This window comes from Kitasatospora sp. NPDC034035 (assembly GCF_055575755.1).
The window spans coordinates 125736-144762 of record NZ_JBVISA010000008.1; the positions used below are offsets into that span (position 1 = coordinate 125736).

The 19027-nt window shown below is 72.8% G+C and carries 17 protein-coding genes; 9 read left to right on the top strand and 8 right to left on the bottom strand.

Annotated features, from left to right (window positions below):
- Positions 1 to 22 precede the first annotated feature (22 nt).
- The 3 genes from ACZ52J_RS13805 to ACZ52J_RS13815 form a co-directional block, all read right to left on the bottom strand.
- A complete protein-coding gene (locus ACZ52J_RS13805; RefSeq protein WP_465618488.1) occupies positions 23 to 1078 on the bottom strand; it encodes a polysaccharide deacetylase family protein in 1056 nt (351 codons plus the stop codon).
- Positions 1079 to 1282: 204 nt separating this feature from the next.
- A complete protein-coding gene (locus tag ACZ52J_RS13810; protein ID WP_465618490.1) occupies positions 1283 to 2176 on the bottom strand; it encodes a phosphotransferase enzyme family protein in 894 nt (297 codons plus the stop codon).
- A gap of 120 nt (positions 2177 to 2296) precedes the next feature.
- Positions 2297 to 4555 (bottom strand): MMPL family transporter, encoded by a 2259-nt coding sequence (locus tag ACZ52J_RS13815; RefSeq protein WP_465618783.1) that lies wholly within the window; start codon positions 4553 to 4555, stop codon positions 2297 to 2299.
- Positions 4556 to 5147: 592 nt separating this feature from the next.
- Between ACZ52J_RS13815 and ACZ52J_RS13820 the strand changes: the two genes are divergently transcribed.
- The 4 genes from ACZ52J_RS13820 (at position 5148) to ACZ52J_RS13835 (ending at position 10877) form a co-directional block, all read left to right on the top strand.
- On the top strand, positions 5148 to 7340 hold the full coding sequence (locus ACZ52J_RS13820) for an MMPL family transporter (protein WP_465618492.1): 2193 nt from the start codon (positions 5148 to 5150) through the stop codon (positions 7338 to 7340).
- 353 nt (positions 7341 to 7693) lie between these two features.
- Positions 7694 to 7900, top strand: coding sequence for a cold-shock protein (locus tag ACZ52J_RS13825; protein WP_380651267.1), 207 nt, complete (start codon positions 7694 to 7696; stop codon positions 7898 to 7900).
- A gap of 160 nt (positions 7901 to 8060) precedes the next feature.
- Positions 8061 to 9761 (top strand): DEAD/DEAH box helicase, encoded by a 1701-nt coding sequence (locus ACZ52J_RS13830; RefSeq protein ID WP_465618494.1) that lies wholly within the window; start codon positions 8061 to 8063, stop codon positions 9759 to 9761.
- 348 nt (positions 9762 to 10109) lie between these two features.
- On the top strand, positions 10110 to 10877 hold the full coding sequence (locus ACZ52J_RS13835) for a ricin-type beta-trefoil lectin domain protein (protein WP_465618496.1): 768 nt from the start codon (positions 10110 to 10112) through the stop codon (positions 10875 to 10877).
- A gap of 55 nt (positions 10878 to 10932) precedes the next feature.
- On the opposite strand, the gene ACZ52J_RS13840 is transcribed toward ACZ52J_RS13835, so the two are convergent.
- Positions 10933 to 11835, bottom strand: a complete 903-nt coding sequence (locus ACZ52J_RS13840) for a helix-turn-helix transcriptional regulator (RefSeq protein WP_465618498.1) — start codon at positions 11833 to 11835, stop codon at positions 10933 to 10935.
- Positions 11836 to 11946: 111 nt separating this feature from the next.
- Here ACZ52J_RS13840 and ACZ52J_RS13845 point away from each other — a divergent pair, with 111 nt between their 5' ends.
- The 5 genes from ACZ52J_RS13845 to ACZ52J_RS13865 all read left to right on the top strand — a co-directional run bounded on the left by ACZ52J_RS13845 (position 11947) and on the right by ACZ52J_RS13865 (position 15052).
- On the top strand, positions 11947 to 12978 hold the full coding sequence (locus tag ACZ52J_RS13845) for a hypothetical protein (RefSeq protein WP_465618500.1): 1032 nt from the start codon (positions 11947 to 11949) through the stop codon (positions 12976 to 12978).
- A 293-nt stretch (positions 12979 to 13271) separates the two neighbouring features.
- Positions 13272 to 14039 (top strand): ricin-type beta-trefoil lectin domain protein, encoded by a 768-nt coding sequence (locus ACZ52J_RS13850; RefSeq protein WP_360499200.1) that lies wholly within the window; start codon positions 13272 to 13274, stop codon positions 14037 to 14039.
- Positions 14040 to 14178: 139 nt separating this feature from the next.
- Positions 14179 to 14286, top strand: coding sequence for an RICIN domain-containing protein (locus ACZ52J_RS13855; protein WP_465618502.1), 108 nt, complete (start codon positions 14179 to 14181; stop codon positions 14284 to 14286).
- A gap of 101 nt (positions 14287 to 14387) precedes the next feature.
- Positions 14388 to 14645, top strand: a complete 258-nt coding sequence (locus tag ACZ52J_RS13860) for a type II toxin-antitoxin system VapB family antitoxin (RefSeq protein ID WP_465618504.1) — start codon at positions 14388 to 14390, stop codon at positions 14643 to 14645.
- A complete protein-coding gene (locus ACZ52J_RS13865) occupies positions 14642 to 15052 on the top strand; it encodes a PIN domain-containing protein (RefSeq protein ID WP_465618506.1) in 411 nt (136 codons plus the stop codon). The genes ACZ52J_RS13860 and ACZ52J_RS13865 overlap by 4 nt, the downstream gene beginning before the upstream one ends.
- A gap of 15 nt (positions 15053 to 15067) precedes the next feature.
- Here ACZ52J_RS13865 and ACZ52J_RS13870 read toward each other — a convergent pair whose 3' ends face one another.
- The 4 genes from ACZ52J_RS13870 to ACZ52J_RS13885 all read right to left on the bottom strand — a co-directional run bounded on the left by ACZ52J_RS13870 (position 15068) and on the right by ACZ52J_RS13885 (position 18824).
- Positions 15068 to 15796, bottom strand: a complete 729-nt coding sequence (locus ACZ52J_RS13870) for a sirohydrochlorin chelatase (protein ID WP_465618508.1) — start codon at positions 15794 to 15796, stop codon at positions 15068 to 15070.
- 10 nt (positions 15797 to 15806) lie between these two features.
- The gene (locus ACZ52J_RS13875; protein WP_465618510.1) at positions 15807 to 16733 is read right to left on the bottom strand and encodes an ABC transporter permease; all 927 of its coding nucleotides are present in this window, start codon (positions 16731 to 16733) and stop codon (positions 15807 to 15809) included.
- Complete coding sequence (locus ACZ52J_RS13880) at positions 16720 to 17523, bottom strand: ABC transporter ATP-binding protein (protein WP_465618512.1); 804 nt, start codon at positions 17521 to 17523, stop codon at positions 16720 to 16722. The genes ACZ52J_RS13875 and ACZ52J_RS13880 overlap by 14 nt, the downstream gene beginning before the upstream one ends.
- Before the next feature lie 140 nt (positions 17524 to 17663).
- Positions 17664 to 18824, bottom strand: coding sequence for an ABC transporter substrate-binding protein (locus tag ACZ52J_RS13885; RefSeq protein WP_465618514.1), 1161 nt, complete (start codon positions 18822 to 18824; stop codon positions 17664 to 17666).
- Positions 18825 to 19027: the final 203 nt, after the last annotated feature.

Consider the following 19027-nt stretch of genomic DNA (forward strand, 5'->3'; position numbering starts at 1 on the left):
CACACCCTAGGGGTACGGTCCGTCAGGCCGCAGGGAAGTCGAAGGTGTACCCCTGGGCGACCAGCCAGGGCAGCAGCTGCTTGAGTGCGGCCACCGTCTGGCTGCGATCGCCGCCGCCGTCGTGCATGAGGATCACGCCGCCGGACTTGAGCTGCTTCTGCACGGTGGAGACGATGGCGGGCACGCCGGGGCGGGACCAGTCGCGCGGGTCGACGGTCCAGCCGAGCGAGCCCATTCCCAGGCTCGCGGTGATCTGCTCGTTGTCGGCGTTGAAGCCGCCGCCCGGGGCGCGGAACCAGTCGACCTGGGTGCCCGGGCCGCCGGCCTGGACGATCATGTCCCGGGCCGCGGTGATCTCGTACACGGCTTTGTCGTGCGGGAGCTTCGCGAAGGGCTGCGGGTGGTGGACGCTGTGGTCGCAGAGCCGGTGCCCGGCGGCCAGGACGCGCTTGACCGTGGCCGGGTTGGCGGCGGCGTTCTGGCCGATCTCGCAGAAGGTGGCCTTGGCGTGGTACTGGGCGAGCAGGTCGAGGATCTGGCCGGTCGCGGGGCCGGGGCCGTCGTCGAAGGTGAGCGCGACGGTGCGGCCGCCGGAGGCGGTGGAGCCGATCACGGTGCCCGCCCCGGGGTGCTCGGGCGGGGTGGTCGGCGGCGCGGCGGGCGAGGAGGCCGCGGCGGGGGTGGCCGGTGCGGCGGGTGTGGCCGGTGCTGCGGGGGAGGAGGGGTCCGCCGGCTTGGGCGTGCGCGGCTTCGCCGGAGCGGACGACGCGGCCGGAGCGGACGGCGCGGAGGAGCCGGTGGACCCGGAGGAGCCGGCGACCGGCGGCATTCCGTCGGAGCCGGGCGTCGGTGCGATGGTGGTCGCCGCCGTCCCGTTCGGCTGGGCGGCCATCGGCGGCTGTGTGCCGGTCTGGGCCGTGGCGCCCGGTGTCTGCAGCGCCCCGCTGGCGGTTCCGCACGCGGTCAGTCCCAGGACGGCGGCCACCGCGACGCAGCCCGCGATCAGCCGGCGCCGGGAGCGGGACGGGTGGGTCGGGGCGGAGGGGCGGAGGGTGGTCCGGTGGGCGTTCCGGTGCATGGCGGCGGCTCCTGAGGTGCGAGTGCGGTGCCGATCTCTCGGGTCAGGATGACTGTCCGATAGGACGCCGAGCGTACGTGGCCCGGTTGCACGCCGGACCGCGGCGCTCTAAGAGCCTTCTCACACCCGTACCGGTTGGCGTCCGCCCGCCGATCGGGGTACCGGGCTCCTCACCCCAGCCGGTCGAGGCCCGTCGGGCCGCCGTCAGAACGGGTACCAGCGCACCTCGGTGGCCCCGCTCCGCAGCGAGTCGACGCGCCGCCGGAACTCCGCGAGCGCGGCCGGGTTGCTCGCCGCCTGCTGCGCCACCCAGGAGGCGCTGGCGGTCTCCCGGGCGCCGCGCAGCACGGTGAAGCCGGGCCAGTCGCGCACGTCCCAGCCGTACGCCTCGGTGAACGCGCGGTACTCCTCGTCGGGCACGCTGTAGCGGTCGTGGGCGAGTGCGAGGACCACCAGGTCGTGCTCCCGCAGGTCGTTGGCGACGAACTCGAGGTCGAGCAGGACCGGCCCGTCCGGGCCGACGTGGACGTTGCGCGGCAGCGCGTCGCCGTGGATCACCCCGGGGTGCAGCCGCGGGGCGAGGTCGGGCAGGGCGGCTTCGAAGGCGTCCCTGCGGTGGCGCAGGAAGGCGACGTCCGCCGGGGCGACGTGGCCCTCGGCGGAGGCCAGCCAGCGCTCCACCGGGGCGAGCAGGTCGCGTCGGCCGAGCGGGACGGGCGGCACCGGCAGCCGGTGCAGGGTGCGCAGCAGCGGGGCGAGGTCGACCGGGCGGGCGGGGCGGACGGCGGGCGCGAGCCGGTGCCAGAAGGTGACCGGGTGCCCGTCGGCGAGCTGCGGTTCGGGTGCGACCGCGTCGAACGGGCGCACCACCGGGACGCCCTGTCCGGCCAGCCAGTGTGCGACGGTCAGTTCGCGGTGCGCCCGGTCGTACAGCTCGGGGCCGCGGCCGACCTTGGCGACCACGGCCGGGTCGCCGAGGTCGAAGACGGCGTTCTCGCCGAGTGCGAGCAGCCGGGCGTCGCCGGAGCCGGGCAGGTCGGCGGATTCGCAGGCGTGGGCGAGCAGCAGCCGGGCGCGGCCCTCGTCGAAGGGGATCATGAGGGGGCTCCGTTCCGGCGGGGTTCACCCGGGGGACCCCGGACGGTGATCATCATGACGCACGGGCGCCGGGCCCCGCGCGTGGCGGGGCCCGGCGTGGTGCGCGTCACCGGTGGCGGCTCAGACCTCGACCCGCCGGTGCCGGGCGGTGCCCTCGGCGGGGGCGGCGGGCTGCCCGTGCAGGGCGGTCGCGGTGCCGAGCGGTGGGACGGACTCGCGGTGCGAGAGGTCCGGCAGCCAGTTCAGCCAGCGCGGCAGGTACCAGTTGCGGTCGCCGAGCAGGCTCATCACGGAGGGGAGCAGCACCGCGCGGATCACCGTCGCGTCGATCAGCACCGCGACCGCCAGGCCCACGCCCATCTGCTTCATCGCCTGCATGGACAGGGTGCCGAAGACCGCGAACACCGCCACCATGATCACCGCGGCGCTGGTGACCACCCCGGCCGTGGAGCGGATGCCGTGGGCGATCGCGGCCCGGGTCGGCAGGCCGCGGTCGTGGCCCTCCTTGATCCGGGAGACCACGAAGACGTGGTAGTCCATCGAGAGCCCGAAGAGGATGACGAAGAGGAACAGCGGCACCCAGGACTCCACCGCGCCGACGCCGGCGGTGCCCAGCAGCGAGGCGCCCACGCCGTGCTGGAAGACCAGTGTCAGCACCCCGTACGCGGCGCCCACCGAGAGCAGGTTGAGCACCACGGCGGTGCCGGCCACGGCGAGCGAGCGGAAGGAGGTGAGCATCAGCAGGAAGGCGAAGGCGACCACGAAGCCGAAGACCAGTGGCATCGAGCCGGTCATCGTGGCGTTGAAGTCGTACGAGCCGGCGGTGCTTCCGGTGACCGGGGCCTCGGTGCCCGGCACCTTGAGGACGGTCGAGGGCACCAGGTCCTCGCGCAGGGTCTTCAGCGCGTCGTTGCTGGTGGCGTCGTTGCCGGTGCCGTCGAGCGGGATGTCGACGGTGGCGACGTTCCGGTCGGCGTGCACGGCGACCTCGATCGGGCCGTGCATCCGTCCGCTGGCCAGCGCCTTGGCCTTGAGGTCGGCGATCGCGGCGGTCATCGCGGGGGAGCCGATGTCCGTTGCCTTGATGACGACGGTGGCGGGGGCCGGGCTGCCGGGGAAGGCGGCCTCGATCTTCTGTGAGGCGGCGACCAGCTCGTTGCCGCGGGGCAGTTGCTGCTGGAAGGTCAGGTTGGCGGTGTGCATGGTGAGCAGCGGCGCGGCCAGGGCGAGCAGGAAGGCACCGGCGAGCAGGGTGGAGGCCAGCGGGCGGTTGAGCACCGGGGTGAGCACCGCGTTCCAGAACCGTCCGCCGGTCGCGGGGCTCCCGGCGGGGCTCCCGGCGGCGTTCGGGCGGCGGAGCCGGGAGAGGAAGGGCACCCGGCCCCTGTCGACCCGGTCGCCGAGCATCGACAGCAGCGCGGGCAGCACGGTGAGCGAGCCGAGCACGGCGGTGACCACGACGAGGATGGTGGCGAAGGCCATCGCCCGGAAGTCGCCGATCCCGGTGAGGAACATGCCGGCCATGGCGACCACCACGGTGACGCCGGAGACCAGCACCGCCCGGCCGCTGGTGGCGGCGGCCACGGTCAGCGCGGTGTGCGCGTCGCGTCCGGCGGCCCGTTCCTCGCGTTCGCGGCGCAGGTAGAAGAGGCAGTAGTCGACGCCGACGGCGAGGCCGACCAGCAGCATCACCGAGCTGGCGTCGTCGCTGGTGTGCAGCAGGCCGCTGCCGAGCGCGACCAGTCCGGCGGCCGCGACGAAGGCGGTCAGGGCGAGCACCACCGGCAGCACGGCGGCGACCAGCGCGCCGAAGGCGATCAGCAGGATGCCGAGGGCGAGCGGCACGGCGGTCCACTCGGCGCGGGCGAAGTCGTTCGTGAACTGGTCCTGGATCCACTTACCGGAGCTGGCGTCGCCGAGCTCGACCACGGTCAGGCCGGGGTTCTGCTTCTGCACGCCGGCCACCGCGTCCATCACGGACTGCACCTCGGCGACGGCCGTGTCCCGGTCGCCCTTGAGCGTGACCAGGACGAGCGCGGAGTGGCCGTCCTGGGAGACGGCCTTGGTGTCGTACGGCGAGCGGATCCCGGCGGCCTTGCCGGTGCCGTCGACGGCGGTGACCACCTGGCCGACGGCCGTGCGGAAGTCGGGGTCGTCGGCGCTGCGGGTGGCGCTCTGGACCAGGACGGTCTCGCTCGCCGGGCTGGTCAGTCCGGCCTCGTCGAGGATCCTCGCGGCCCGGGCGACCTGCCCGGGCATCGACTCGGCGTCGGTCACCTTGGTGCTGCCGTGCATGCCGCCGAGCACGGCGGCCAGCACGACGAAGAGCAGCCAGCCGAAGACGGCGGTCTTGCGGTGCCGGGCGCTCCAGACGCCCATGGCGGCGGCCAGGCCTAGTCGGGCCTGCACGGGTCCGGTCTGTACGGGCTTCACGGGAGGTCCCCCCTGGGAGAGCGGTCGTCGCCGGACGGGAGCGGTGGCGGCGGTGGTCGCCGGTGCCGCGCCGGTTGCCCGCCGGCTGTCTGCCGGGTGCGGATCCGGCGTCCCAACAGACAGTAGGGAAGCGGGGGTTGGCCGGTAATCCGGCTGGCGGGTGACCCTTCCCTGGGGCTTGCCTCGGGGCCGGGGTGGGGTTTTCCCTACCTCCCGACCCCGAGAACTCCTCCTCAGGGGTAGGGGGCACAACTCCACCCTGAGGGGGAGGCGACTCCACCCGGAGCACGAGGTCAACGGGCTTGCGTTCGGGAGAAACTGGGTCGGGGCCGTTCGGGGCGGTCCCGCAACGGGGGTTGGAATACGGGGGCTCCTTGCCGGGCGGCAAGCAAGTGCTCGTAAGATGATGCCCCAAACCTACTTACCTGCCGACCGGCAAGGGTGTGCCTCCCGTGCATGCCTGGGCCGGTCCTGCCGTCGCCCAGCGTCCCGTCCCCCAAGGGCCGGCGGTGAACCATGCCCAGGAGGCATCACGAGCATGTTCCACCGACTAGGACACTTCGTCGTTCGCCGTGCGTGGTGGGTGATCCTCGCCTGGGTCGTCGCGATGCTCGCCATCGTCGCGTCGGCCCCGAAGGTCACCTCCCAGACGGACGAGTCCGCGTTCCTGCCCAAGCACTACGAGTCGATCCAGGCGGCGCAGCTCCAGGAGCAGGCCTTCCCGTCCAGCTTCACCCCCGCCGCGCTGCTGCTCTTCGAGCGCAACGACGGCCAGGCGCTGAACGACGCCGACCAGGCCTCGATGGACAAGGTCGTCAACGGTCTGACCGCGGCGAACATCCCCGCCGTCGAGAAGATCATCCCGGTCGACCCCAAGACCTCGAAGTCCAAGGACGGCAAGTACGCGCTGTCCATGGTCGCCATCGACAAGACCAAGATGCAGACCGACGAGTTCCCCGACGCGGCCAAGAAGCTGCGTGAGGAGGGCACCAAGCTCGCCGACGGCTCCGGACTGAAGTTCCAGGTCGGCGGCCAGGCCGCCAGCAGCCTGGACCAGAAGGACGCCTCCGGTTCCACCGACGCCATCGTGATGCTCGGCAGCCTGCTGCTCGTCATCCTGATCGTCGGCATCATCTTCCGCAGCATCCTGGCCGGCCTCCTGCCGGTCCTCCTCTCGCTGGTCATCGCGATGCCGGTGGCCAACGGCCTGATCGCCGACGCGATCAAGATGTTCGACCTCAAGTCCTCCCCGATGACCTCCGCGATCCTGATCATCGTGGTCCTCGGCGTCGGCACGGACTACTTCCTCTTCCTGGCCTTCCGCTACCGCGAGCGGCTGCGCCTGGGCGAGGACCGCAAGACGGCCGTGGCCAACGCCGTCGGCCGGGTCGGCGAGGCGATCGCCTCCGCCGCCGGTGCCGTCGCCGTCGCCTTCGCCGTGCTGATCCTGTCCAGCCTGGGCATGTTCACCGCGCTCGGCCCGGCACTGGCCATCGCGGTCATCGCGACCGCCCTGGTCTCGCTGACCCTGGCCCCCGCCGTGCTCGCCGTCCTCCCGTCCAAGGCCGTGTTCTGGCCCGGCAAGAAGTGGATGCAGGAGCCGAAGAACGCCCGCTTCGCCGCGCTCGGCCGGATGACCGGCAAGAAGCCCGGCCTGGTCGCCCTGGTCTCCGGCGGCGTCCTGGTGCTGCTGACCCTGACCGGCATCAACTACAACGGCACCTACGACCTGGCGGGCAGCTCCATGCCCAAGGGCAAGGAGTCGATGGTCGTCCAGGACAAGCTGATGACCGCGTTCTCGGCCGGCGCCGCCGACCCGAGCCACGTCTACCTGACCAGCACCAACGGCGCCAAGCTCAGCGACTCGGCGATCACGGACTTCGCCGGCAAGCTCCAGGGCGTCTCCGGGGTGGCCTCGGTCACCACGCCGGTCGCCCAGAAGGGGATCAGTGCCGACGGCGGCACCGCCGACTTCACGGTGATGCTCAACGACGCCCCGGCCTCCAACAAGGCCATCGACGCCATCGAGAAGGTCCGCGACACCGCCCACGCCTCGGCCCCGGCGGACAGCAAGGCCCTGGTCGGCGGCATCACCTCGGTGTACAAGGACATCAACACCGCGATGGTGCACGACTACACGCTGGTCTTCCCGATCGCGGCCTTGCTCATCATGATCATCCTGGGCCTGCAGCTGCGCAGCGTGGTCGCGCCGTGGTACCTGATGGCCTCGGTCGGCCTCGGCTTCGGCGGCACCCTCGGTGCCACCACCCTGGTGTTCCAGAACATCAAGGGTGAGCAGGGCCTGATGTTCATGCTGCCGATCTTCATCTACCTCTTCGTGGTGGCGATCGGCACCGACTACAACATCCTGATCATCGCCCGCCTCCGCGAGGAGGCCCGCGAGGGCCGCAACCCGCGCGACGCGGCCCGCGAGGCCGTCAAGCACGGCGGCCCGACCGTCGCGGCGGCCGGCTTCATCCTGGCGGCGTCGTTCGCGACCTTCATGCTCGCGGGCAACGTGCTCTTCATGGAGCTCGGCTTCTCGCTGGCCTTCGGCATCGTGCTGGCGGCCTTCGTGATGGCGATGTTCTTCACTCCGGCGCTCACCGCGCTGCTCGGCCACCGCGCCTGGTGGCCCGGCCACGCCGACAGCCCCGACCACGGTCACGGCGACGGTCCGGCCCCGCTGGCGGGCACGCACGGCGTACCGGAGCCGGCCGGCCGGCACTGACCTCGGGCTGACCCAGGGCTGACCCAGGATCGGCCTGGGACCGGTTCCTTCCCGGGACCGGCCCCGGGCCGATCCACCGGCGGCGCCCCGCTTCGGCGGGGCGCCGCCTGCCCGTTTGCCGGGGGCGCCAAACGTGATCTGTTCAGCGGAAAATCCCCGGTCGCTCTGGGTGGCGTCGTGCTACAGTCGAGTCAGTTGCAGTTTTGGTTCCCATGAACGTGTATGTGCGCCTGCTGGTACCAACCAACAGGCGCATTTGTTTTGTCCGGTGTTTCAGTCTCCGGATGGGGATCGCGGCTACTTGGGGATTCACGAGGTGTGGATTCCTGATGCCCCAGTATGAGGAGACGGTTATGGCTACCGGCACCGTGAAGTGGTTCAACAGCGAAAAGGGCTTCGGCTTCATCGAGCAGGATGGTGGCGGCGCTGACGTGTTCGCCCACTACTCGAACATCTCGGCTCAGGGCTTCCGTGAGCTGTTCGAGGGCCAGAAGGTCGAGTTCGACGTCACGCAGGGCCAGAAGGGCCCGCAGGCCGAGAACATCCAGATCATCGGCTGACGTCAGCTCCACGCTGACTCGCGATCATCGCGAAGCTGGGGCCCGCACCGCATGGTGCGGGCCCCCGTTCATGCCGCCGTACGGCCGGGGCGGCGCACTCCCTTCCGACGGCCGACCAGTCCGCACACCGCGGGCTTCAGACCGACGGATCGGAGATCCCATGACCACCCCTGCCCGCCCGCCGCGCGACCGCGGCCCCCGCACCACCGACCAGTCCCGCCGCAACGCCGGCGGCGGCGACCGCCTGCGCAAGCCGCGCGGCCGCACCGGTGCCCCCAAGCAGACCGGTGCCCCCAAGCAGACCCGCGCCGTCGCGCCCGAGGCCGCCGACTTCACCGTGGTCCAGGGCACCCCGGCCCGCCCCCCGGCCGCCACCTTCGCCGAGCTCGAGCTGCCCAAGGCGATCCTCTCCACGCTCGCCCGCCAGGGCGTCACCGAGCCGTTCCCGATCCAGGGCGCCACGCTGCCCGACTCGATCGCCGGACGCGACGTGCTCGGCCGCGGCCGCACCGGCTCCGGCAAGACCCTGGCCTTCGGCCTGTCGCTGCTCGCCCGTACCGCCGGGCGCCGCGCCGACGCCCGGTACCCGCTGGCTCTCGTCCTGGTGCCCACCCGCGAGCTGGCCCAGCAGGTCACCGAGGCGCTCACCCCGTACGCCACCGCCGTCAACCTGCGGATCACCACCGTCGTCGGCGGCATGTCGATCAACCGGCAGGCCAACGCGGTGCGCCGTGGCACCGAGGTCCTGGTCGCCACCCCGGGCCGACTGGACGACCTGATCGGGCGCGGCGACGTCAACCTCTCCGACGTGGCGATCACCGTCCTGGACGAGGCCGACCAGATGGCCGACATGGGCTTCCTGCCGCAGGTCAGCAAGCTGCTGGAGCAGGTCGCCGAGGGCGGGCAGCGGATGCTGTTCTCCGCCACCCTGGACCGCAACGTCGACCGGCTGGTCAAGCGCTTCCTGACCGACCCGGTGACCCACTCGGTCGACCCGTCGGCCGGCGCGGTCACCACCATGGACCACCACGTCCTGCAGCTCGAGCCGACCGACAAGGCCTCCGCCACCGCGCACATCGCCTCCCGCGAGGGCCGCGTGATCATGTTCGTGCACACCAAGCACGGCGCCGACCGGCTCGCCAAGCAGCTGCTCGCCAACGGCGTGAAGGCCGCCGCCCTGCACGGCGGCAAGTCCCAGCCGCAGCGCAACCGGGTGCTCGACCAGTTCCGCGAGGGCCACGTCACCGCGCTGATCGCCACCAACGTCGCCGCGCGCGGCATCCACATCGACGGCCTGGACCTGGTCGTCAACATCGACCCGCCGATCGACCACAAGGACTACCTGCACCGCGGCGGCCGCACCGCCCGGGCCGGCGAGTCCGGCACGGTCGTCACCCTCGTGCTGCCCGAGCAGCGCCGCGAGGTCAACCGGCTGATGACGGTGGCCGGCATCCGCCCGACCGTCACCAAGATCCGCCCCGGCGACGCCGACCTGGCCCGGATCACCGGCGCCCGCACGCCGAGCGGCGTCCCGGTCACCCTGGCGGTGCCGGTGGCCCAGGCCGCCACGGGGGCCCCGGCCGACTCGGCGGGTTCGGCGGACGAGAAGCGCGCCGGGTCCAAGAACGGGTCCCCGCGCCGCCGCTCCGGCAAGCGCTCCGGGCTGCCCGCCGACGTCGACATGAACGGCAACCCGCGCCGCCCCCGCCCCAAGCAGCGGATGGGCGCCGCCGCCGCCCAGGGCGACCGCCCCCAGGCGGCCGGCTTCATCGGCCGCTCCTCCGGTCGCGCCAAGCCGGGCAGCGGCACCAAGTCCGGCTCCAACTACGGGACCGGGCGCCAGCGTCGCAAGACGGACTGACGACCGTCCGAGCCCGCCGAACGGGCCCCGTGCCTCCCCTGTCGTGGGGGGCGCGGGGCCCGTTCCGCGTTCCGGGGCGGACGGCCGCGACAGCGCCTGTCCGCACCCAGGCGGCCGCGGCACCGCTGCCCGCGTGTGGTGAAACTGCCCGCTCGCGGTGAAACTGCCGCCCGGGGCAACGGTGCTGGTCAGCCCCGATCGCACCGGCAGCTTCCGCCTTACTGCCGGTTGACGGTCGATCACGAGGCCCCGAAGCTCTCACCCGGCCCACACATCTGCCACACCGTCAACACGGTGCGGTCGAGGGTGAGTCGACGTGATCCGCCAACCGGAAGGACGACCGTACCGATGCGCCGAACCTCCGCACTTCTGACCGCCGCCCTGCTCGCCGGGGCCGCCGCGCTCACCGCGCCCGCCGCCGACGCCGCCGAGAGCACCACCCGGAACGCGCCGTCCGCGTCCGCCGCGCCGACCACCAATGCCCTGACCGCCGGAAGCTGTACCGTCGGCCGCAACGGCTACGGCTTCGTCGGTACGTGCACGGGCATCGACCCGCAGCAGACCTGGCGCGTCGCGGGCACCTGCCAGAGCATCGGCAGCAACGGCTTCCCCGTCTTCTCGGGGACGTCCAGCGGCTGGGCCACCGGCAACGTCACCGCCACCGCGGGGTGCTTCTTCCCGGCGATGCCGACCTCCGGCTGGATCGTGTACGGCTCCCCGGTGCCGGCGGGCCCGGTCGGTCAGATCAGCGGCTACGTGAACAAGTGCGCGGACGTGCGCGGCGGCAGCAACGCGAACAGCACGCCCGTCCAGATCTGGGACTGCACCGGCGCCGCCAACCAGACCTGGAGGGTCGGCACCGACGGCACCATCCGCGCCCTCGGCAGGTGCCTGGACGTCCAGGGCGGAAACACCGGCAACGCCACCCTGGTGCAGATCTACGACTGCAACGGCACCGGCGCCCAGCAGTGGCAGGTCCGTCCGGATGGCTCGCTACTCAACCCGCAGTCCGGCCGCTGCCTGGACGACCTCGGCTTCTCCACCACCAACGGCAACCAGCTCGGCATCTGGGACTGCAACGGCGCCGCCAACCAGAAGTGGAACCTCCCGGCCTGACCGCCGCTCCCGGTCCGCCGCCCCGCGCCACACGGGGGCGGCGGACCGTTCCGCGTCACACCGCTGCCACCGCCGCCGCCGCCGGAGTCAGGGCCAGGGCCGGGGCCAGGGCCGGGGCCGGGGCGAGGGCGCGCAGCCGCTCCTCCGTCTCGGCGTCACGCGGGGCCATCACGATCAGCTGCAGGCCCTCGGCGGCCAGCAGCACATGCTGGTCGATCCGCAGCAGGCCCACCGCCTCGTGCCGGAGGACCTTCTCGGAGCCGGAACGCTCGGCGACCTGGTGCTCGTCCAGCCAACGGTCCGCCTCCGCGTACTCGCCGCGCATCTGCTGGATCATCCGGGCCAGATGGCGCCCCACGGCCGTCGTCTCGCCACCGCGCTCGGCATAGGCGGAACGCAGCTGCGCCAGGAAACTGCGGGCATGCTCCTCCCAGTGCTCGACCCGGGCCCGGTGCACGGGGTTGCCGAACACCACCCAGGCCAGGTTGCACTCCTGCGGCGGCCGGCCGGTCAGGCCGAACAGCGCGTCCGCGCCCGGATTCCAGGCCCGGATGTCCCAGTTGGCGTCCATCACGAAGGACGGCGCCGGCCACTGCGCGTGCATCAGCCGCAGCAGCGGGACCGGGACGTCCCCCGGCGCGGCCACCTCCCCGTCCTGCGGGTGACTGCCGGACAGCCGGAACAGGTACGCCGTCTCCGCCCGGTCCAGCCGCAGCGTCCGGGCCAGGCTCGCCAGCACCTCCGGGGACGGATGGATGTCCCGCCCCTGCTCCAGCCACGTGTACCAGGTCACCCCCACCCCGGCGAGCAGCGCCAGCTCCTCCCGCCGCAGCCCCGGTGTGCGCCGCCGCACCCCCGGCGCCAGCCCCACGTCCTGCGGCGTCAGCCGCGCCCGGCGGCTGCGCAGGAAACTCGACAGCGCCGTACGGCGCTCCTGGGCGTCCTCCACCTCGACCATCTCCCCCGTCCTCCCTGGTAGTCGAACTACCAGTATTCCCACGCACTGCTGCGGACCGCCCGTTCACGCGAAGCTTGATCACGTCAACGGATCGCACGCAAGGGAATTCCGATGAGCAACCGTCAGCACCGTACTCTCCGCCGCACCCTGGTCGCGGCCGCATTGACCACCCTGCTGGGCGCCGCCGGCGCACTGCCCGCGGCCTCGCCCGCCGCCGCGTCGCCCGCCAACTGCCCGGCCCCGGCCGTGATCACCGGCCACGCGCCCACCCTGGTGCCCGAGGCGGGCGCCTGGGACGCCTCCCACCACCGCTTCCTGCTCGGCTCGCTGCGGCACGGCACCGTCTCCGCCGTCGGCACCGACGGGAGCGTGCGCACCCTGGTGCAGGACCCCGCGCTGACCGAGGTCGCCGGCCTGCGGGTCGACCCCGTCCATCGCCGCGTCCTGGTCACCGACCTCGACAACGGCGTCGGCGAGCACAGCAGCCCCGCGACCCTCGGGAAGATCGCCGGGATCGGCGCCTACGACCTGGACACCGGCCGCCGCCTCTTCTACACCGACCTCGCCGCCGTCGCCGCCGACGGCGGCAACCACCTGGCCAACGACATCGCGGTCGGCCCCGACGGCACCGCCTACGTCACCGACTCCTTCGCCCCCGTCGTCTACCGGGTGGCGCCGGACGGCACCGCCTCCGTCCTGCTGCGGGACCCGCGGCTGACCCCCGCCCCGGGTTCGTACGGCCTCAACGGCATCGTCCTGCGCGAGGGCCGGCTGATCATCGGCAAGTGGGACGACGGCACGCTGTGGCAGGTCCCGCTGTGGAACCCGGCCGCCGTGCGGCAGGTCGAGGTGGACGCCGGGGCCGCGTCCCTGCTCCACCTGGACGGCCTGCTCGGCCGCCCGGACGGTTCCGTCGCGGGCGTCACCAACGCCCTCATGGGGGCCGGCCGCGACGCCGAGGTCGAACTGCGCTCCGACGACCACTGGCGCACCGCCCGCCTCACCGCCGTCCGCCCCTCCGTGGACGCCACCCCCACCGCGCTCATCGCCGGCCCGGCGGGCCGCGTCTACCAGCTCTCCGCCGGCCTCGGCGACGCCATCGCGGGCCACCCGACGGACGCTTTCACCCTGCGCCGGATCTGACCCGGCGCCGCCCGACCCCGGATCGCCTACGGCCCGGCTCCCGCTCACCCGGGGGCCGGGCCGTACGCGATCCGGCCGGATCGGCCGGGCGCGCGGCCTGCCGGGGCCGTTCCCGCGCCGTGTCGTACAAGTTTTGTGCGTGTGCGAATCTGTGGCGTGATCTTGGCCTTACCCGTTGACCGTGAACATGGCGTGCCCGAGGCTTTCGCGCGGCCCGCACAAAGATCGCATCTTCACCGCGAATACTTCACATGCGGGCCGGTCGGTTCACCCTCTCCGGAAGGACTCCCCCCGTGCGTCGTACCGCCGCCCTGTTCGCCACCGCCCTGCTCGCCGGAGCCGCCGCGGTCACCGCGCCCGCCGCCGGTGCCGCCGAGAGCACCACCCGTAACGCGTCGGCCGACACCACCCCGGGCCCGGGCGGTGTCGGGAGCTGCACCGTCAGCGGCACCGGCTGGGGCCTCTCCGGCACCTGCACGGGCCTCGACCCGCAGCAGACCTGGATGGTCGGGATCACCTGCCAGGGCCTCCCCGACAGCAACGGGTTTCCCACCTACTCGTACGGGATGAGCGGCTGGGTCACCGGCAACACCACCGCCACCGCGGGGTGCTCCGGTATGGCCACGGGGGGCTGGGGCGGCGTCTCCTTCGGTCCGGCGGTCCCGGCGGGCCCGGTCGGCCAGATCACCGGCATCGCGGGCAAGTGCCTGGACGTGCGCGGCGGCAGCAACGCCAACGGGACCCAGACCCAGATCTGGGACTGCCTGGGCAACGTGAACCAGACCTGGAAGGTCGGCGCCGACGGCACCGTCCGGGCCGTCGGCAACTGCCTGGACGTCGAGGGCGGGCGCACCGGCAACGGCACCCTGGTGCGGACCTGGGAGTGCAACGGCAGCGGCGCCCAGCAGTGGCGCCCGCGGGCCGACGGCTCGCTGGTCAACCCGCAGTCCGGCCGCTGCCTGGACGTCCGGGGCGTCTCCAGCGCCAACGGCGCGGTCCTGCAGATCTGGGACTGCTTCGGCGCCACCGCCGCCAACCAGATCTGGCACCTGCCCGTCTGATGCCCGCGGCCGGACCGTCGACCGGATCACCCTCACCCCCGAGGAGCCCCGCCGTGCGCCGCACCGCCGCCCTGTTCGCGGCTGGATCGTGACCGGCTCGCCCGTCCTGGCGGGCCCGGTCGGTCGGATCAGCGGGTGCGTGAACAAGTGCGTGGACGCGCGCGGCGGCAGCAACGCCAACAGCACGCCCGTCCAGATCTGGGACTGCAACGGCGCCGCCAACGAGAAGTGGAACCTCCCGGCCTGACCCGCACCACCCTCACGGCGCGCGCGGCCACCGGCCGCGCGCGCCGTCGGTCCGGCCCGTTCTGGTCCTCGCCCAGTGTGATGTTGGCAGAGTACAATTTCATGGACATCACCAACATCGATCGACGGAGGCGCCGAATGTCCGTGACCCAGATCGACATCGATGAAGAGGCGTTGGAGCGGGCGATGGCACTCGCCGGAGTGCGGACGAAGAAGGAAGCCGTCAATCTCGCGCTGCGCTACTACGCCGAGCGTCAGGAACGGGCGGCCCGCATCGGCAGGCACTTCGAGCGGGCTCGGAACTGGGAGGCCGTCGATCGCGCCGAGCGGCTGCACCAGGCCGAGAAGGACGCCCGGTGATCTACCTGCTCGACACCTCCGGGCTGGTCCGGCTGCTCCGTGATCCGAACCTCCAGGCCGCTTGGTACGACGCGATCGACGCGGGGTCGATCGCGTCGTGCTATCCGCAGCGTGCCGAGTTCCTGTACACCGCGCGTGACGGTCGGGAGTACGACGAGATCTCCGAGATGTTCGCCGAGCTGTACCCGGACGTCTCGGTGCCGAAGGGCGCGGGGCGCTGGATCGACACGGCGCAACGACGGATGGCACTCGCCGGACAGCACCGCAGTGCATCTGCGGTGGACCTCATGATCGCGGCGACGGCCGCGCACCACCGACTCACGCTCCTCCACGATGATGCGGACTACCGCACCGTGGCGCGGTTCGCGTCCGACCTCAGCGAGCACAGCATCCTGGACCACACGTGAGGGAGGGCTCCCCGCTCAGGCGGTGAGCGCCGGGACGGCCGAGGTTGTGCGGCTCGCCTCGTCGTAGCGCTCCAGGAGCAGGGCCGCCAGCTCGGGGGCGGGGCCGAGGACGTCGGCCAGCACGTCCGCCCCTTCCGATGCCGCCGCGATGCGGTCGGGCAGGAGGCCGGGGGCCAGCAGGTAGGGGGCGACGGCGGTGTGCTCGGCGCCCGCGGCCCGGAGGGCGGCGAGGGCGTCGGGGACGCGGGGGCCGGCGGCGGAGGCGTAGGCGACCTCGACGGCGGCCCAGCCGCGGGTGCGCCGCCACTCGGCGGCGACCGCGCGGGTCGCGGCGTCGGCCGCCGGGTCGGAGGAGCCCGCGGCGGCGAGCACGACACCCGTACGGGCGCGGACGGCGGCCGAGCGCACGTCGACCCCGGCCTCGGCGAGGCGGCGGTCCAGGGCGGCGAGCAGCAGTGGGGAGGGGCCGAGCACGTCCGCGACCGGCAGCCGGGAGCCGGCGGCGCGCAGGGCGGCGGGGATGTCGTGCTTGGCGTGGAACGCCCGGTTGAGCAGCAGCGGGACGGCCACCGCGTCCGCCAGCCGTCCCACCACCTGCGGGATCCGCGGCGCGCAGTGGTCCAGGTACGCGGTGGCGACCTCGACGCCGGGCCGCCGGTCCCGCACCTCCTCGACGAGCGCGGCCACGGTCGCGGCGTGGCGCGGGTCGCGGCTGCCGTGGGCGATGAGGAGGAGGGCGGGCATCAGCGGGGCCTCACTTGCCGCCGGCCAGCAGGCCGCGGTTGCGCAGCACCCGGCGCTCGACCGGGGTGAACACCAGCAGCTCGATGGCGATGCCGACGAACAGGATCAGGATGATGCCGAGCAGGACCCCGGACATGTCGGAGAACTCGCGCTGGTCCTCCAGGAACCGGCCCAGGCCCCGGCCCAGGTCGGGGGAGGAGGCGACCAGTTCGGCGGCCATCAGCGAGCGCCAGGAGAACGCCCAGCCCTGCTTGAGCCCGGCCAGGTAGCCGGGCAGCGCGGCCGGGATCAGCACGTGCCGGGCGCCCGCCAGGCCGGTGGCACCGATGGTGCGCCCGGCCCGCAGGAACAGCGGCGGCACCTGGTCGATGCCGGCCACCAGCCCGTTGGCGATCGACGGGACGGCGCCCAGCAGGATCACCGCGTACATCATCGAGTCGTTGATGCCGAGCCAGATGACGGCGGCCGGCACCCAGGCGACCGAGGGCAGCGACTGCAGGCCCTGCAGGACCGGCCCGATCGCGGTGCGCACCGGCCTGACCCGGGCGACGACCAGTCCGATCGGGGTGCCGATCACGACGGCGAGCAGGAAGCCGGACAGGCCGCGCCAGACGCTGGTCCAGATGATCGAGAACAGCGTGCCCTGGTACCAGAGGTCCTGCGCGGAGTGCCACACGTCCGCCGGGCTGGGCAGCTTGTACGAGGAGGTGACGTGCAGGCTGTACGCCCCCTGCCACAGGGCGATCACCACGAGCACGCCGATCAGCGGCGGCAGCGCCTTGGTCCGCAGGGCCTCGCCGAGCGAGCCGCGCTGCGCCGTGACGGTGTCGAGGGCGTCCAGGCCCGCGCCGACGCCGGCGGTGTCGGTGGCGCCCTTCTCGGCCGCGTCGACCGTGCCGGTCTTGTCCAGGACGGGGGTGGTGTCAGTGCTGGCCATGGCGACGGATCTCCCCACGCAGTTCTTCGGTGATCTCGATGGACAGGTCGGCGACGCCCGCGGACTCGATGCGGCGCGGCTGCGGCAGGTCGATCCGCCATTCGCGGGCGACCCGGCCGGGGCGGGAGGAGAGCAGCACGACCCGCTGGGCCAGGCGCACCGCCTCGCGCACGTTGTGGGTGACGAAGAGGACGGACAGCTGCCGCTCGGCCCAGATCCGGGTGATCTCGTCGTGCAGCACGTCCCGGGTGATGGCGTCGAGCGCGGCGAACGGCTCGTCCATCAGCAGGACCTTGCTGCCCTGGGCGAGTGCCCGGGCCATCGCCACGCGCTGGCGCATGCCGCCGGACAGCTCGTGCACCCGCTTGCCGTACGAGCCCTTCAGGCGGACGAGTTCGAGCAGCCGCTCGGCCTCGGCGCGGCGCTCGGGACGGGGCAGGCCGGCCAGCTTGAGGGCGAGCTCGATGTTCTTCCCGGCGGTGAGCCAGGGGAACAGCGCGTGTTCCTGGAACATCAGGGCGGGGCGGCCGCCGGGCACCTCGATGCTGCCGGCGGTGGGCTTGTCGAGGCCGGCGACCAGGTTGAGCAGGGTGGACTTGCCGCAGCCCGAGGCGCCGAGCAGGGTGACGAACTCGCCGGGCGCGACGTCGAGGGTGATGTCGTCCAGGACGTGGGTCTGCGCGCCGGGGCGGCCGAAGGACTTGTGCACGTGCGAGATCCGGACGGCGGGCGCGCCGCCGAGGGCGTCGGCGCCGGGGGCGTCCGCCGAGGTGGTCAGTGCCAGTGTCATCCTGGGCACCTCCTGCGTGAGTGGTCTGCGGGGGCTGCGGGTCGGGGCCGGGGCCCGGGCCCCGCCCGTCCCGGTGGGCATCGATCGGGGATCGACCGGGCGGGCGGGGGCCGGACCGCGGAACTGGAGGGGCGGTGGCGCTACTTGGCGCCGAGCCCGGCGTCCGCCACGGCGGCCTGGCCCTGGGCGGCGAGGACCTTGTTCAGCAGGGTGAGGTCGTAGATGCCGTTCAGGCTGGGCTTCTTGAGGAGCCCGGCGGTGACGGCGTGGTCGGCCTCGGCCTGCAGGGTGTTCGCCAGCGGGTCGTCCAGGAAGTCGATGTCGGCCCAGGCCGGGTCGAGGACGGCGGGCTCCAGGGCGGTCCCGACCTCCTTCTTGATCGCCGCGTTGGCGTCGGCCTTGGCCTTGTCGGGGTCGGCCTTGATGAAGGCGTTGGTCTTCACCGAGCCGCGCAGCACGGCCTCCACCACGTCCGGGTGCTCCTTGAGGAACTTCTGCGAGACGATGATGTTGGTGATCACGAACTTCTTGTCCGGCCAGACGTCCTTCTCGTTGAGCAGGACCTTCGCGCCGAGCGTGACCAGCTTGGAGGCGGTCGGCTCGGGCACCCAGGCGCCGTCGATGGAGCCGGACTTGTAGGCGTCGGGGGTGACCTTGTTGTCGGTGCGCACCACCGAGACGTCGCCCGCGCCGGAGGCCGCGTCGACCTTGTAGCCCTTGCCCGCGAGGTAGTTGAGCAGTGCCACGTCCTGGGTGTTGCCCAGCTGCGGGGTGGCGATCTTCTTGCCCTTGAGGTCGTCGAGGGAGGAGATCTTGTCCGGGTTGACCACCAGCTTGACCCCGCCGGAGGCCGAACCGCTGATGATCTTCAGCGACTTGCCGTCGGACTTGGTGTAGCCGTTGATCGCCGGGGAGGGGCCGATCCAGCCGATGTCGATCGAGCCGGCGTTGAGCGCCTCGATCTCGGCCGGGCCCGCGTTGAAGACCTGGGTCTTCACCTGGGTGGCGCCCAACTCCTTCTGGAAGAGGCCCTCCTGGAGGCCGACCAGCGGGGTGCCGTGGGTCAGGTTGGCGAAGTAGCCGATCTTCACGGAGTCGGCGGAGAGCTTCGCGCCGGAATCCGCGGCGGTGGCGGCGCCGGCCTTGGTGTCGGAGGACTTGTCGTCGGCCTTGGAGCCGTAGCCGCAGGCCGACAGCAGCGCCACGGCGGCCAGGCCGGCCGTGGCGGCCGCGGCGGTACGTCTGATCCGGCCGGCGTTGGGGCGGGTGCGGGTATGCGAGGGTGCCGGGTTCGGTGCCATGGTGGAGTCCTGTTCGCGGACGGACCGTCAGGAAGCGGTCTCGGGCGGATGGTTCGGAAGGTGGTGCGCGCGGCAGCCAAGTGCCGGGGCAAGCCGGGCGGCTGTGGGGGAAGACAGCCCGGTGACAGGGCGTTCTCAGCCCTGTCGGCCCGCACATCGGGTCAGGCCGCCCTGGCCGCTGCCGAGGGCGCCGCTGCCGATGC